The sequence below is a fragment of the Parapedobacter pyrenivorans genome, assembly GCF_014636865.1.
In the GTDB taxonomy this organism is placed as follows: Bacteria; Bacteroidota; Bacteroidia; order Sphingobacteriales; family Sphingobacteriaceae; genus Parapedobacter; species Parapedobacter pyrenivorans.
The window spans coordinates 2,364,483-2,378,915 of sequence record NZ_BMER01000001.1; the positions used below are offsets into that span (position 1 = coordinate 2,364,483).

Sequence of the window (14,433 nt, forward strand, 5' to 3'; positions counted from 1 at the left end):
TTATGAAAACAAAAGCAACAACCGAAAAGGACTCGCCAATCGTTGTGGGGCTTGATATTGGTACGACGAAGATATGCGTTACCGTAGGCCGGCGTAATGGTGCCAAAATCGAGATCTTAGGAGTCGGTAAAGCGGAATCGTCTGGTGTTAGCAGGGGAGTGGTGGCTAATATCCAAAAGACGGTAAATAGCATTGCCCAGGCTGTGGAAGAAGCCGCAGGCCAATCCAATGTGGATATCAAGGTGGTGAATGTGGGCATAGCCGGCCAACATATCAAAAGCATCCAGCATCGGGGCATTTTGACACGCAAGGATGACAATGAAATCAGCCGTATAGATATCGAGCGGCTTATCGAAGACATGTATAAATTGGTGCTTCCCCCGGGAGAGGAAATCATTCATGTCCTTCCACAGGAATTTACAATCGATAACGAACCGGGAATAAAGGATCCCATCGGAATGGCCGGTCGGCGGATGGAGGCTAACTTCCACATTATCTCGGGGCATGTGAGCGCGGTAAAGAACATCAAAAAGTGTATCGACAATGCATCTTTAGAGGTGCAAGACCTTATCCTCGAACCATTGGCTTCTTCCGAAGCGGTGCTGGACGAAGCCGACAAGGATGCCGGGGTGGTACTGGTGGATATCGGCGGCGGGACAACTGATGTGGCGATATTCCACGAGGGCATTATCCGGCATACGGCCGTGATTCCGCTGGGGGGCAATATCGTTACGGAGGACATCAAGCAAGGATGCTCCGTGTTGCGCAATCAAGCGGAATTGCTAAAGATTCGTTTTGGTTCGGCGCTTGCGGATGAAAACAAGGAAAACGAGGTCATCTGCGTGCCCGGTTTGAGGGGGCGCGACGCAAAGGAGATTTCGGTCAAAAATCTCGCATACATCATCCAAGCGAGGATGGAGGAGATCATCGAGCATGTCTATTACGAAATCAAATCTTCCGGTTACGAAAACAAGCTTATCGGGGGTATTGTGATCACTGGGGGAGGCGCGCAGTTGAAACATTTAGTCCAATTGGTCGAATACATTACCGGCATCGATTGTCGCGTAGGATTTCCCAACGAACACCTGGCTAAAAATGAGGTGCTACCCAAGAGTATCTACGACGAATTGAAAAGCCCATTGTATGCCACCGGTATAGGCCTGCTGATTAAAGGGATCCAGGCAGAGGAAGAACAGGAGGTCATCGAAGTGAAAAAGGGAGAGAAGGTTTCTGTAAAACAGCTCACGGAACAAGGGTATAAGGAAAAAGGGCTTTTCAAATGGTTCAAGGATATCATTAAGGATGGCAATGAAATCGATGACGAATCCTATTTGGGAAAGAAATAGTTTTCAACAACAGCTGTTTTTTCCACATTATCAACAGTTGTGGAAAACTATTGTGCAAAAAGTGCTATTATTACGCTACGGTTATAGAGTCGGAGCGAGTTTTGTATCACGCTCTGTTGGAGCAAAATACGATTGAGATATGTCTTTTAAGTTTGAAATGTTAAAGGAACAATCGGCAATTATCAAGGTAATTGGCGTGGGTGGTGGCGGCGGAAACGCAGTCAACCACATGTACAAGCAAGGGATTAGCGGTGTGGATTTCATCGTTTGCAACACGGATGCACAGGCGCTTGAATTGAGTTCAATACCCAATAAAGTGCAGTTGGGCGCAAGTCTTACCGAAGGGATGGGAGCCGGGGCTGACCCCAGCGTGGGTGAAAATTCGGCCATCGAGAGTATCGAGGATATCAAACGCATGTTGGGATCCAATACCAAGATGTTGTTTATCACGGCTGGAATGGGCGGCGGTACGGGTACAGGTGCTAGTCCGGTGCTAGCCAAGGCGGCCAAGGAGATGGGTATCCTTACGGTTGCCATTATTACAACCCCTTTTGCATTTGAAGGCAAAAGGCGTCGTTCGCAGGCCGAAGATGGATTGAGCGAATTGAAAAAGTACGTCGATTCGTATTTGGTCATCTCAAACGACCGGCTGCGCGACATCTTTGGGAACCTCACGATGACCGCTGCTTTCGCAAAGGCAGATGACATCCTCACCACTGCGGCAAAAGGTATCGCCGAGATTATCACCATACCGGGTTATGTAAACGTCGACTTCAAAGATGTGCGCACGGTCATGAATGACAGTGGGGTGGCCATCATGGGGAGTGCGGTGGCCGAAGGCGAAGATCGTGCCTTACGTGCCGTCGAAGGCGCACTTGCCTCGCCGTTGCTCAAGGACAATGAGATCGAAGGTGCCCGGTTTATTTTGCTCAATATCACTTCCGGAAAGCAAGAAGTAACCATGGACGAGGTGACAATCGTCACCGATTATATTCAGGATAAAGCCGGACTGTCAGCCGATTTGATTTGGGGCAATTGTATCAGTGAATCGTTTGAGAATGAATTATCCGTAACCATCATTGCTACGGGATTCCAGACATCTGAAGAGCGGATAAAAGAAAGAGAAAATGAACGGATTGAAATCCCGCTTACACCCGAGGAGCCCAAGGCACCTTATGTGAAACCCATCAATCAGTTTGTGCAAAAAGCTGCAGGTGCTCCCGATACACAATCGGTAGTCGGGTCCGTTGACAATCGGGATGCCGTGCGTCCTGCTGCTCAACAGGCCGATTTGTTCAGTACATCCTCATCCCGGCCTCAGTTGCGGAATAATACGCCTGATAAAGACGGCATCATCCGCCATACGTTGGCTCCTGACAATGCACAGCCCAACGAAGAACCGGCAGATACCAGCGATGGGTATGAGGTAAAGACCACGCCGTCGGCGTTCCATTTTGAAATGCCGCCTGCTGCACCGGAGGAGGCACCTAGCGAACAGGCTTCGGCACATGGACGCGATACCTACGCAGAGCAGCCCTCGAAAGCCGTAGATCCGGTATATGGCGCCGATGAACACAAGACGCCGGAGTACGTGGAAACCGAGTTATTGAAGACGAAAGAACGTATACTTCGCCTTAAGGAGCTGAGCATGAAACTAAAGTCGGCAAACGGCCTTCAGGAACTGGAAACCGAACCGGCGTACAGGCGGAAGCAAATGGCGTTGGATGATGTGCCCCATTCATCGGAGTCGCAGGTGTCGAGGTTTACCTTATCCACGGAGGAAGGCATTACTGAAATCAGGCCAAACAATTCATTTTTGCATGATAATGTAGATTAGTGTATTTCCGTCTACCTAATTTAACAATAAGAACTGTTTGGCAAGGGATCGGTGGTATCCTGATCCAAGCAGTTTTTTGTTTAGTAAACAGCTATAAAATGTAAACTTTGTGTAAACAATAGGTGCCGATGGTAGCAGTAACGGCCGCTGTGTGTTGGTAGCATTTGATTTAAAGTTTATCTTTGCAACAATTTTTGTACAAACTAATATTTCGAAAAGATATTGGACTTATTTGATAAAATCGCAAAAAATCTTGGACCGATAGGTCAGCATTACGAGTGGTCGCACGGCTATTTTTCTTTTCCAAAATTGGAAGGTGAAATCGCGCCACGTATGCTATTCAATGGGAAGGAACATTTAGTCTGGAGCCTCAATAACTATTTGGGCCTCGCCAATCACCCAGAAGTGAGAGCGGTGGATGCCCAAGCGGCCGCCGAGTTTGGCATGGCTTATCCCATGGGGGCGCGGATGATGTCCGGAAATAGTGTGCATCATGAAGAAATTGAGCAGGACCTCGCCGCTTTTGTAGGCAAAGATGATGCCTTTCTGCTCAATTACGGTTACCAAGGGATGGTGTCTATCATCGATGCCTTGGTAGATCGCAACGATGTCGTGGTTTACGACGCGGAGTCGCACGCGTGTATTGTAGACGGCGTGCGATTGCATATGGGAAAGCGATTTGTTTATCAACATAATGATATCGAAAGTTGTAAAAAGCAACTGAGCAGAGCGGCCAAATTAGCCCGTATCAGTGGCGGTTCGATATTACTGATTACCGAGGGGGTGTTCGGCATGTCCGGAATCCAGGGACAACTGAGGGAGATTGCGGCATTGAAAAAGCAATATGGTTTCAGGATGCTGGTCGATGATGCACATGGCTTCGGTACCATGGGGCCTACCGGGGCGGGTACGCACGAGGCGCAAGATTGCATCGCTGATGTCGATATTTACTTTGGAACATTCGCTAAATCGATGGCTGGGATAGGTGCATTTGTTGCTTCAACCAAGGAGATGATTACCTATTTGCGTTATAATATGCGTTCGCAGACGTTTGCCAAATCCCTGCCCATGCCCATGGTATTGGGATTGAAAAAGCGTTTTGAACTGCTCCGAAATAGTCCTGAACTTCGGGAACGGTTGTGGAACATCGCGAGGACGCTACAGTATGGGTTGAGGGCACGTGGATTTGATATCGGATCGACCAATACCATGGTAACTCCCGTATTCCTTAAGGGTGATTTAAATGAGGCTACGGCACTGACCCGCGATCTTCGGGAAACACATGGCATATTCTGTTCCATCGTGGTATATCCCGTCATTCCGAAAGGGCTGATTGAATTGCGGCTAATCCCCACCGCGGTACATACTGAAGAAGACGTGGAATATACGCTGGATGCATTCACCGTAATCAGTGAAAAGCTGCAGGCGGGCGCATATAAGCAGGCGGTTTCTTTACAATCGGAGTAATTAGCGCGATTTTTATATCCAAAGGGCAAAAAAAAAGCAACCGCCAGCACATCAAAGGTGTAGGAATTTAGGCGGGTTGGTTTCTGATTATAGCACTGATTACTAGGTGAGTACGTTTCGAATGTAAGTGGTGACTGTTTGAGCTCGCAGTCAAATGTGGAAAAAAAAGCGCGTTTATAGCCTGTTTTGGGTGTTTTAAAGTTTTTTTTTCCGAAAAAAGATTCTACTTTTAACCCACTGTAGATTATTAACTTAATTAAATTAAAAACTAAAAGAGTATTTATTATGGCAAGTATTCAAAAATTTAATGAGCTTAAGAGCTTGATCGAAGGATTAGATGGTGATGCGGACAAATTCTTCAATAAGGGTAACAATGCGGCCGGAACACGCGTAAGAAAAGGTCTGCAAGACGTTAAGAACTTGGCTCAAGCAATCCGCTTGGAGATACAAGAATCGAAAAATGCAAAATAGGCATACTGATTGACAGAAAAGTCAAACAGCTGTGAAGCCCTGAGGAGTTCAGGGCTTTTTTTTTGCCGGTAAATTACTTAACTTGGGGTCCCAATTAGTTAATGCCGTGACGAATTATGGTAAAGTGTTATTGCTCTATATGGCGTGCTTACCCGCGGTGGCGGTAGCCCAACAGCAACCGCACTATACCATGTACATGGCCAATAACTTTGTGCTTAACCCCGCGCTGGCGGGAATCGAACCTTACATTGACCTAAAGCTTGCGGCACGTTCACAGTGGACAGGTATTACCGATGCACCCAAGACGTTATATGCTACCTTAAATTCCCCTGTGAATAGGAGAGATGGACGAAAAAGCAGGGTCGGGATCGGTGGTAAGGTTTTCGTGGATCAGACTGGGCCGATTTTGATGTCGTCGGCTGAGTTGAACGGTGCCTATCACCTGCCACTGAATGACACCTATCGCCTGGCATTCGGGGTGGGGGCTGGTATGAATTATCATCGCCTTGATCTGAACAAGGTTCAGCTAAGGGATCCGAACGATCCCATCTACGCCAGGAATGATTTTACACGTGTGACACCGACCGTAAGCGCCGGGTTGTGGTTTTATGCAGATGCGGTATATGTGGGTGCATCGGCTCAGAACCTGCTGGAAAGTAATCGCGGCTTTCCGGCGGATGGCGAACTGGCGATGACGCTGCAACGGCATTATTTTGCGACCGCTGGTTATCGGTTCAGATTCGGTGATTTTTATCTTACGCCATCGGCGATGCTCAAATTCGTACATCCGGCACCCGTGGCTTTCGACATTAACCTGAAGGGGCAGGTTTCCGACACGTTTTGGACAGGTTTTACTTGGCGGCATCGCGACGGTGTAGCCGCAATGGCGGGCTTTTTCATTAGTCCGACCCTCAATGTAGCATATGCTTATGATTTCATCAATTCCGATCTCCGTCGGCATTCATTGGGCTCGCACGAAATCATACTCGGTATCAACCTCAATAACGAAAAGGGGCCGAAATGCCCAACCATTATATGGTAGGCCGATAACAACATGGATAATGAAGACCAAGAATACGTTCAATGACACGAGTGCGATACAAATTGTCGAATTACCTTAGCTGGCTAGGTGCGCTGTCATTAGCTTTGCTGACAGTCGGTGATAGTCTGGCCCAATGCGGATCGTTAGGTGACCCGATTGTGAACATTACCTTTGGGCAGGACGAAGCGGATTTTGGTGAAGGAACTACTACCTACAGGCCTGTTTTGCCCGGACAGAGCCCGCAGGGAGAGGGATGGTATACACTCGTCACCAACGTTAATTTGGCGCTCGCCTCTTGGCATAATCTGCGAGACCATACTGGTGATACTGGCGGTATGATGGTTGTTTTCAATGCCGACGATTATCCGGGCGAATTTTATCGCATCCGGGTGTCAGGATTGTGTCAAAACACGCGTTTCCGTTTTAGTGCGTGGATCGCAAACGCTAATCGTGCAGAAGAATGCGGGGGAAATCCCATACCTCCGAATGTACGTTTCGTAATTGAAGATTTGGATGGGAATTTGGTAAGCGATCCCTATTCCACGGGCAATATATACGCTACTACGTCACCTCAATGGCGGGAATACGGTTTTGAATTCGATACCGGCAATCAGACGGAGTTCGATCTGGTGCTCATTAACGACAATCCCGGCGGCTGCGGCAACGACCTTGCCATCGACGACATCCAGTTCAGACCCTGCGGTCCGCTGATTACCTTGGCGATGGATGAGGCGTTGAAGCAGGCGGATACCTTGTTTTTTTGTGACGGCGCCACGGCGCCCATTTTGCTCAGCGGCAGCATCGTTGATGATGATAGCTATGCGGCGGGTGCGGCATACCAATGGCAGATCAGCCAAAACGGGCAATCCGGGTGGGTGGATATACGGGGTGAACAGGAGAATGAACTAGCCATTTCGACACCCGTCCATAATCAATGGTACCGGCTTACCGCAGCAGCAACTGCCGACAATCTTGACAGTTTGCTTTGCCGGATTTCGTCCGCCCCGATACGCATCGCCCGAATTGCGCCACAGGTGAATAACCCTGATATTCAAGAAACGGGGCCGATTTGCGATGACGGTTCCAAATCCTTAAATCCGCTCGAATACACCGGGGCAGGCGTTGGTCCAATCACTTACCAATGGCTGCTCGATGAGGGCGATGGCAATGTGCCGAGAGAAATACCGGGAGCCACATCAGGTAATTATGAATTTCAAGCCAACGGGATGGTGGGTATTGCCCGGTTGCAACGGCAGGCTATCAATGTGTGCGGCGACCGATTCGTCACCCATACTTTTGCCGTTGAGGTGGTGGAGACCGTTCATACCAGGTTTGCATTACCCCAACAAGCCGTCTGTGCCGATGACCAACCCCTACTGCTTTCCGGAGGGGTTATTGACAACGGCGATGCCGGTATGCAAGGCGTCTACAGCGGAAACGGGGTTTCAAATGGCTACTTTTATCCCGATATGGCCGGGATAGGTTCGCATATGATTACTTTTTCGCCCCCATCCGGCACATTATGCTTTGAATCATCACAGGCGATCATTACGGTATATGATACGATATACCTGGAGCAGATGCTGCCCATGGTCATGCTGCCGGGCCAAAGCGTTACGTTGCGCCCGCAAACCAATGCCTCCCAATTCAGTTGGAGCAATCAACCAGGTCTTGATAGTTACAGCAGCCAGTATACCATCGCATCACCGGATGAAACCACAACGTATACGCTTACCGCAAGTAATGCAGCGGGATGTGAAAAGCCAGTCTCCGTAACCGTTACCGTGCTTCAAAACCTCGTTGTGCCCAATAGTTTTACACCCAACGGCGATGGCGTCAATGATGTCTGGGAGATCGACGGTCTGGAGGAATATCCCAATAACTTTATACAGGTATTCAATCGATGGGGCACATTGGTGTTCTCGGCCAAAGGATATTCGGCGCCATGGGATGGACAGTTCAATGGCACACAATTGCCGGTCGGGACCTACTATTATACGCTGTCATCCGATATATTGATGCAGCCGCTTTCCGGATCGGTATCCATTTTAAGATAGCGGAAAGCGTATTATCCAGGTATTTTTTGTATTATCGCTGCAAACACATAGTTATGATGACCGATAAAAGAAATAATCCGATATGGGTGATGAGTTCTGCGTTTGACAGGCTTGCATTACCGGAGCTCATCGATGTAACACAGCATATTGGCGCGCAGGGTATCGATTTGTGTGTTTTCCGCCGGGATGGAACGCGACAGGACCACACCGCCACACATTTGGACTATGAGCAGTTTACACCGGACATGGCAAAACGGATAGTGGACGATTTCAATGCAGCCCAATTGCGGCTTTCGCTGGGTGCTTTCGAAAACATGATTGGCGGACAACCAGCGGAGCGGATAAAAAATCAAAACCACTTATTGAAATTGATCCGGATCGCACATCTGCTTGGTGGCGACGGTAACGATGTGAAAGTAGGTACTTTTGTCGGTTACAATCATGAACTCGGTGTTCAGGAGGGCGGTTTTCAGAAGAACCTGGAGGAATACAAGCGGGTATTTGCACCGATTATCCGATATGCAGAAGATTTGGGTGTGACGGTACTATATGAGAACTGTCCGATGGAAGGATGGCGACCTGCCTCCTTTACATCCACATACAACAACCTGCCGGGAGTGCTCGCTGCGCGCAAACTTATGTATGCACTCATTCCCAGCAAAGCCCACGGCGAAATATATGACCCCTCGCACGATGTCTGGCAACACACTGACCCGGTGGATGTGATCGCACAGAGCGATATCTCTCGCATTCACCGTGTCCATGTCAAGGCTACCCGTAATCTACAAACTAAGGCACGGATAGATTGGGGCGGTATGTATCCTATGCAACTGGTAAATGCGGATTTGGCCGGGCAGGCGGGCGTGGCCATACCTGCCAGTGATTGGGATCGCCATCATTATGAGGCCATGCTTCCGGGATTTGGAGGTTCCGATAGCATGGATTGGCGGGCATTTGTCGACCTGCTGACCGAAAGGGGGTTCGATGGGCCCTATGAAATTGAGAATGAGGCGAAGAATTCAAAGGATACCGGCAACGCGGTCGCGACAATACAAGGTTACCAAGCGGCAGTGAGGTTTTTGTCGCCCATGCTGTGGGATTTGGATGAAATTACGGGTTATGCGCACCGCGGTGGTCGCCCTTTGAAGCAACCCGACGGGCGTGATGTGCCGGTGATGACGATGGATCGGTTATGAACCGGTCACGCACCGGAATGTAGGCGGAACTTTTCGATCAATTCTGCAATATTCTCGACTTGCAGCTTTTCGAAAATACGGGTTTTATAGGTGCTTACCGTAGATGTACTCAAATTAAGTGCTTTGGATACTTCCATGATACCCATGCCCTGTACGAGGTATTTCGCTACATCCACTTCACGGTTGGAAAGCTTGTTCAACGGGTTATCCGCTTTCAGGATAGATTTACCCATCGTGAGCGTATTGTAGTATAATTCCCGCACCTCGGGACTCATGTATTTACCCCGCTGGATGACCGAAAGGATGGCCTCCTTCAGATCGGTTTTGGATGTGTTCTTGTTGAGATAACCCGCCGCACCAGCCTGTAAATAGCGAAGTGCATATAAGGTTTCATCATAAGACGAAAACACCAGGATTTTGATATTCGGTTGTACCAGTAATACCTTTTCAACCATTTTGATGTTGTTCCCCCCCGGCATATTGATGTCGAGAAGTACGAGGTCGTACGGCTTTTCCGATAACAACCTGATCATCTCATCAAAATCCTCAGCCTGGGTAACCTTCGCCAGCGGTAATGCTTCCTTTACCACGATTGACGTGCCCAGCCTAACGATTCCGTGATCATCTGCTATCAATATCTCTGTCATTTACAATAACTGTTTGTCATAGACGCGCCATACTCGTGGCGCTTGGTTATTCATAAGTATATATGCCAAACCGGCATACTATTGCAAATATAGGTTAAAATATAATTGCAATAACCTTTTGGGTTAAATTTAATGGGTTCGCAGTAAAAATAAATGCCGGGCGGTTAATTTTTGCCGTCCCGCAAGCCTAGCCACTGCACAAGTTGAAAAAAAAATTTGTTTACATGCTAAAAATGTCCAATTTAGACAGAAGAAATAATTGATTTATAAATTAACCTTGTTGTTTATGGGATTTTTGAAAGAATTTAGAGAGTTCGCCATGCGGGGAAGTGTGGTAGACCTCGCCGTCGGTGTAATCATCGGCGGAGCCTTTGGCAAGATTGTCACCTCACTGGTCAACGACGTGATCATGCCTCCAATCGGGTTTTTAACCGGAGGTATCGATTTTTCGGCGATGAAGTATGTCATCCAGCCCGGCGACGAAGCGAATGGAGTGGCCGAGACCGCCATCGCTTATGGCAACTTCATCAACGTCGTTATTGAGTTTCTCATCATTGCATTCTGTATTTTCCTCGTCATCAGAGGGATCAATTCGCTGAAACGGAAAGAAGAAGCAGCTCCGGCGGCACCGGCCGCTCCTTCAAACGAAGAGGTGCTGCTTACCGAAATCAGGGATTTGCTCAGGGCAAAACAATAAACAATAATAAAATAGATAAGTCCCTGAACGTCTTGAACGTTCAGGGACTTATTTTTGGTTAAACGTCTTGGACACGCCCGGGTCTGTAAGGATGATAAAATCACCCAAATGACTGAGCGTAGTCCAATCCGGCAGTTTAATGCGTTCGTACCGGAAGCAGGAGATGTTGGCTACAGACACGCGCGGTGCGTAGTTTCGGAGATGAGCTACCGTACCGAGTTGTTCGTCACTATGGAATCGACCATTGAGATGTAAGATTTTATTGACCGATTTCTTTCTCAATAATTTGCCAATCCGATAAGCCATCGTTGCATCCCAAAGATTCTGGCTCTGATAGATCTTGAGGTTACCCATGCCCTCATGGCCACCCATGAGCCCAGCAAACTTCTCATAATAAGCACCTGTTAGCGTGTCTATGGGTAGCGGCGCAAGTAACGACTTAGCCGCCTTATCCAGTGCTTTTAAGCTTTCTAATCCTTCGCGGGTTACCCGATTGGTATAGCGGCTGGGGGCATTTGCTGCCAGTATCGTCAATCCATGCGCTTTTGCATATTCCACCAGCGGACGGTAATCACCGTAGTTGTTCCACAACACGGCGTCTTTGTTGAGATTACGCTCCGTAATAAGCCCGGCGAGGTACTCGTCTAGTATCAATTGGTCGTCGCTGACGAACATCTCCATCGAAAGGGCAACGCGATCGTATCGAAGATTCATCGCTTTCAGCAACTCGTATTGCAAGATGTGCGCCACAGAATCGTTATGTTCTTCACCAAAGAATACCACGTCGATATCGTCCAGCGTGTTGGCCAATTCGTCCAATGTGATCTCTTGGTGTGCACGGGTATCAAATATCCGATACAGCGTACTATCCGTTTGGAAGGCATCGACTGTCAAAGGCGACAGCGCTGCTAGGCAGAAAAGTATCAATTTTGTCATGTTTACGAATATACGGCTTTCTTCCGGCTGGCTTTATGGGAAAAAAATATGAACGATAAATTTGATTGTTATCTGATTTACCCGTACATTTGCACTCTCATTTTGGGGTATAACAAAAAAAGATATCAAGCGTCATGAAGAGAACATTTCAGCCGTCGCTACGGAAAAGAAAGAATAAGCATGGGTTTAGGGAGCGCATGAGTAGTGCTAACGGTCGCCGCGTGCTAGCCGCGAGGCGTGCAAAGGGCCGGAGACGCCTTTCCGTATCGGACGAAGGCCGTCACAAAGCCTAATTTTCGATATTGCCGGTGACAGCTTGCATCCGGAGCCTTCAACCGGTTTCGGATACGTCATCGATAATGAAAAAACATACATTTCCCAAAGAAGAACGATTGTGTAGCAAAAGGTTGATTGACGACCTTTTCCAACGTGGTTCTTCTTTTTTTATATATCCCTACCGGGTTGTTTTTATCCGGATTGAAGGGGCTGAGCCAAGCGTACAGGTACTGTTGTCCGTATCCAAGCGTCGGTTCCCACTGGCTGTACACCGAAACCTGCTCAAGCGCCGTATGCGAGAAGCCTATCGGCTGCAGAAAGGGGAGCTTCTTTATCCTGCATTATATGAACAAGATTATGGTTTGGCAGTAGCCATCCAATACGTAAGCAAAGAGCCGCTAGACTTCCCTGTGCTATATTCAAAGATGGCTACTGTATTGGAGAAACTTCGGGATGAGGTGTCATGACGCTGCTTAGCTACATTTGGGAAAAGGTAATCAAGTCTGCCGTAGGGGGTGGTTTTCTGATCTTGATTAAAGCCTATCAGTTGTTGCTGTCGCCTATGCTTGGCGCATCATGTCGCTATACACCCACGTGTTCGCAATACGCCGTAGAAGCCATACGGAAGTACGGACCGTTCAAAGGGGGATGGCTTGCCGTGAAACGGATTGCTCGATGTCACCCTTGGGGCGGCCATGGTCACGACCCGGTACCCTGATTATTATCCCCGTTATTTTACAGCCCACTAAAATCACTAACTTCGTATCCGAATATGCCCATCCAATACATCTTACAGATCGAAACAGCAACCCAGGTGTGCAGCGTGGCCTTGTCGGCCAATGGTGAGACGGTTGCTTTCCGGGATATCGATGAACCCAATGTGCATGCTGCCCAGCTTACCTTAATAGTGGATGAGCTCCTGCGTACATCCGGTTTGTCATTTAAGGACTTGGAAGCAATTGCCGTTGGTAAGGGTCCCGGCTCGTACACGGGGCTGCGTATCGGCATTTCTACCGCCAAGGGATTTTGTTATGCGACGGATTTGCCGCTTATCGGCGTTGATACCCTCGCAGGGATGACAGCGGGATTTATTGCCAACCACAGTCCGATTGCGGCGAATACGCAGTTATGCCCGATGGTGGATGCCCGCCGGATGGAGGTGTTTGCCGCTGTTTATGACAATCAGTTCCAACCCGTTGTGCCCCCTGCTGCTACAATCATCGATGCACAGTCGTTTGAACACCTCAATGTCGGCCAACGGATTATCCTTTTTGGGAGCGGCGCGGATAAACTGGAAACGCTGTTTGCAGCTAATGAACAGGTCGAGGTTATATCCCATTTCAAAAATTCTGCCCGCCACATGAGCTACTTGGCGTATCGCGCATTTCAGGACGAACAGTTTGCCGATGTGGCCTATTTCGAACCTTACTACCTGAAAGATTTCGTGGCTACGACACCAAAACCGCGCAGGTGATCGTTACAGCCAGCCCTTGCGCTTAAACCAAAAATAGATACCTGTGGCAATGCCCCCCATGATGATCATCACGGCGGGGTAGCCATAGTGCCAATCCAGCTCCGGCATAAATTTGAAATTCATCCCGTAGATGCCTGCGATAAAGGTCAGCGGCATAAAGAATACTGAAAAAATGGTCAATACCCGCATGATCTCGTTGGTACGTTGTGATGCAATTGAAAAGTAAATCGACAGCAATTGTGCCGTATTTTCCGAAAGATTGTCGAAAAGCGTCTGCGTACGGATGTAAAGATCGCGAAGGTCACGGGTATAGACATCACTATGTGCTGTCAAATCGATGTTGTCGATGATTTCGTACGACAACAGCATGAGCTTACGGATCACGTCGATCTTTCGTTTTACAAAATAAAGGCCTCGAAGTATCGGTGATTTTCGCTGCCGCAAAAAAACACGTTCTTCATAATAATCCAACGATTCGGACAGTTTGATTCCGGGTTGTTCGAACGTCAATATGGATTCCCTGATCAATGAGTTGAGCAAATGCAGGGTGGAATCACACTTGCCGGAATCGATCCGTTTGCCTTTAACCAGGTCTATTAAATCATTTTCGGCGCGGTGTACCGTAATGAGGTAATCGGAAGTGAAGAAGATCGAAATCTTGTTGGTCAACTCCTGTATGGTGTCAGCCTCATGGGGGTAGTTGGAGGCAAGCACCCTGAAAATAACAAAGGTGTAGTTTTCAAATAGTTCGTATTTAGGTAAATGGTCCGGCTGCATGCAATCTTTGATAGACGCTTCATGCAAAGCATATTGCTCGGCAACCTGCCTGATTTCTTCATTGGTAGGAGCCGATAGGTCGACCCAATCGAACCCCAGGTCGGCTTTGGATGCAAGGATTTGAATCATGGCTGTCAGTTACCGTTTGCCGTTATTTCCACGGCGTAAATCGAATGTCTAAAAAAAACCTGACTTTTACGATGTTTTTTA

Annotated in this window: 15 protein-coding genes; 12 read left to right on the forward strand and 3 right to left on the reverse strand. The window is 48.2% G+C overall.

Annotation, left to right across the window (positions count from 1 at the left end; genetic code table 11):
* The first annotated feature begins 2 nt into the window (after positions 1-2).
* The 7 genes from ftsA (at position 3) to IEV98_RS09370 (ending at position 9,416) form a co-directional block, all read left to right on the forward strand.
* Positions 3-1,346 carry a cell division protein FtsA gene (gene ftsA, locus IEV98_RS09340; protein WP_188505578.1) on the forward strand — a complete coding sequence of 448 codons (1,344 nt, stop codon included), beginning with the start codon at positions 3-5 and terminating at the stop codon, positions 1,344-1,346.
* A gap of 139 nt (positions 1,347-1,485) precedes the next feature.
* Positions 1,486-3,183: a cell division protein FtsZ gene (gene ftsZ, locus IEV98_RS09345; RefSeq protein ID WP_188505579.1), complete on the forward strand. Its 1,698-nt coding sequence runs from the start codon at positions 1,486-1,488 to the stop codon at positions 3,181-3,183.
* Between the two features lie 222 nt (positions 3,184-3,405).
* Positions 3,406-4,650 (forward strand): aminotransferase class I/II-fold pyridoxal phosphate-dependent enzyme, encoded by a 1,245-nt coding sequence (locus IEV98_RS09350; RefSeq protein WP_188505580.1) that lies wholly within the window; start codon positions 3,406-3,408, stop codon positions 4,648-4,650.
* Positions 4,651-4,935: 285 nt separating this feature from the next.
* Positions 4,936-5,121 carry a BF3379 family histone-like protein gene (locus IEV98_RS09355; RefSeq protein ID WP_188505581.1) on the forward strand — a complete coding sequence of 62 codons (186 nt, stop codon included), beginning with the start codon at positions 4,936-4,938 and terminating at the stop codon, positions 5,119-5,121.
* 124 nt (positions 5,122-5,245) lie between these two features.
* The gene (locus IEV98_RS09360) at positions 5,246-6,163 is read left to right on the forward strand and encodes a PorP/SprF family type IX secretion system membrane protein (protein WP_262892481.1); all 918 of its coding nucleotides are present in this window, start codon (positions 5,246-5,248) and stop codon (positions 6,161-6,163) included.
* A gap of 41 nt (positions 6,164-6,204) precedes the next feature.
* Entirely contained in the window at positions 6,205-8,220 is a 2,016-nt protein-coding gene (locus IEV98_RS09365) for a T9SS type B sorting domain-containing protein (protein WP_188505583.1), read from the forward strand.
* A gap of 53 nt (positions 8,221-8,273) precedes the next feature.
* Entirely contained in the window at positions 8,274-9,416 is a 1,143-nt protein-coding gene (locus IEV98_RS09370; RefSeq protein WP_229738643.1) for a sugar phosphate isomerase/epimerase family protein, read from the forward strand.
* 5 nt (positions 9,417-9,421) lie between these two features.
* On the opposite strand, the gene IEV98_RS09375 is transcribed toward IEV98_RS09370, so the two are convergent.
* A complete protein-coding gene (locus IEV98_RS09375) occupies positions 9,422-10,063 on the reverse strand; it encodes a response regulator transcription factor (protein WP_188505584.1) in 642 nt (213 codons plus the stop codon).
* A gap of 286 nt (positions 10,064-10,349) precedes the next feature.
* On the opposite strand from IEV98_RS09375, the gene mscL reads away from it, so the two are divergent.
* The gene (mscL, locus tag IEV98_RS09380) at positions 10,350-10,760 is read left to right on the forward strand and encodes a large-conductance mechanosensitive channel protein MscL (RefSeq protein WP_188505585.1); all 411 of its coding nucleotides are present in this window, start codon (positions 10,350-10,352) and stop codon (positions 10,758-10,760) included.
* Between the two features lie 48 nt (positions 10,761-10,808).
* Here the strand turns inward: mscL and IEV98_RS09385 are convergent, their stop codons facing one another.
* Positions 10,809-11,696 (reverse strand): ChaN family lipoprotein, encoded by an 888-nt coding sequence (locus IEV98_RS09385; protein ID WP_188505586.1) that lies wholly within the window; start codon positions 11,694-11,696, stop codon positions 10,809-10,811.
* Between the two features lie 134 nt (positions 11,697-11,830).
* Between IEV98_RS09385 and rpmH the strand changes: the two genes are divergently transcribed.
* From rpmH to tsaB, 4 genes are all read left to right on the forward strand, one after another.
* Complete coding sequence (gene rpmH / locus IEV98_RS09390; RefSeq protein ID WP_188505587.1) at positions 11,831-11,989, forward strand: 50S ribosomal protein L34; 159 nt, start codon at positions 11,831-11,833, stop codon at positions 11,987-11,989.
* A 66-nt stretch (positions 11,990-12,055) separates the two neighbouring features.
* Positions 12,056-12,439, forward strand: a complete 384-nt coding sequence (locus tag IEV98_RS09395; RefSeq protein ID WP_188505588.1) for a ribonuclease P protein component — start codon at positions 12,056-12,058, stop codon at positions 12,437-12,439.
* On the forward strand, positions 12,436-12,690 hold the full coding sequence (gene yidD / locus IEV98_RS09400; RefSeq protein ID WP_188505589.1) for a membrane protein insertion efficiency factor YidD: 255 nt from the start codon (positions 12,436-12,438) through the stop codon (positions 12,688-12,690). The genes IEV98_RS09395 and yidD overlap by 4 nt, the downstream gene beginning before the upstream one ends.
* Before the next feature lie 54 nt (positions 12,691-12,744).
* The gene (tsaB, locus tag IEV98_RS09405) at positions 12,745-13,446 is read left to right on the forward strand and encodes a tRNA (adenosine(37)-N6)-threonylcarbamoyltransferase complex dimerization subunit type 1 TsaB (RefSeq protein ID WP_188505590.1); all 702 of its coding nucleotides are present in this window, start codon (positions 12,745-12,747) and stop codon (positions 13,444-13,446) included.
* Between the two features lie 3 nt (positions 13,447-13,449).
* Here the strand turns inward: tsaB and IEV98_RS09410 are convergent, their stop codons facing one another.
* Positions 13,450-14,352, reverse strand: a complete 903-nt coding sequence (locus IEV98_RS09410) for a magnesium transporter CorA family protein (protein ID WP_188505591.1) — start codon at positions 14,350-14,352, stop codon at positions 13,450-13,452.
* Positions 14,353-14,433 lie beyond the last annotated feature (81 nt).

Bases quoted from the DNA above. Each gene is read 5' to 3' on its own strand.
- ftsA (WP_188505578.1), top strand. From the start codon at position 3: ATGAAAACAAAAGCAACAACCGAAAAGGACTCGCCAATCGTTGTGGGG.
- ftsZ (WP_188505579.1), top strand. From the start codon at position 1,486: ATGTCTTTTAAGTTTGAAATGTTAAAGGAACAATCGGCAATTATCAAG.
- IEV98_RS09355 (WP_188505581.1), top strand. From the start codon at position 4,936: ATGGCAAGTATTCAAAAATTTAATGAGCTTAAGAGCTTGATCGAAGGA.
- IEV98_RS09365 (WP_188505583.1), top strand. From the start codon at position 6,205: ATGACACGAGTGCGATACAAATTGTCGAATTACCTTAGCTGGCTAGGT.
- IEV98_RS09370 (WP_229738643.1), top strand. From the start codon at position 8,274: ATGATGACCGATAAAAGAAATAATCCGATATGGGTGATGAGTTCTGCG.
- IEV98_RS09375 (WP_188505584.1), bottom strand. From the start codon at position 10,063: ATGACAGAGATATTGATAGCAGATGATCACGGAATCGTTAGGCTGGGC.
- mscL (WP_188505585.1), top strand. From the start codon at position 10,350: ATGGGATTTTTGAAAGAATTTAGAGAGTTCGCCATGCGGGGAAGTGTG.
- IEV98_RS09385 (WP_188505586.1), bottom strand. From the start codon at position 11,696: ATGACAAAATTGATACTTTTCTGCCTAGCAGCGCTGTCGCCTTTGACA.
- rpmH (WP_188505587.1), top strand. From the start codon at position 11,831: ATGAAGAGAACATTTCAGCCGTCGCTACGGAAAAGAAAGAATAAGCAT.
- IEV98_RS09395 (WP_188505588.1), top strand. From the start codon at position 12,056: ATGAAAAAACATACATTTCCCAAAGAAGAACGATTGTGTAGCAAAAGG.
- yidD (WP_188505589.1), top strand. From the start codon at position 12,436: ATGACGCTGCTTAGCTACATTTGGGAAAAGGTAATCAAGTCTGCCGTA.
- tsaB (WP_188505590.1), top strand. From the start codon at position 12,745: ATGCCCATCCAATACATCTTACAGATCGAAACAGCAACCCAGGTGTGC.
- IEV98_RS09410 (WP_188505591.1), bottom strand. From the start codon at position 14,352: ATGATTCAAATCCTTGCATCCAAAGCCGACCTGGGGTTCGATTGGGTC.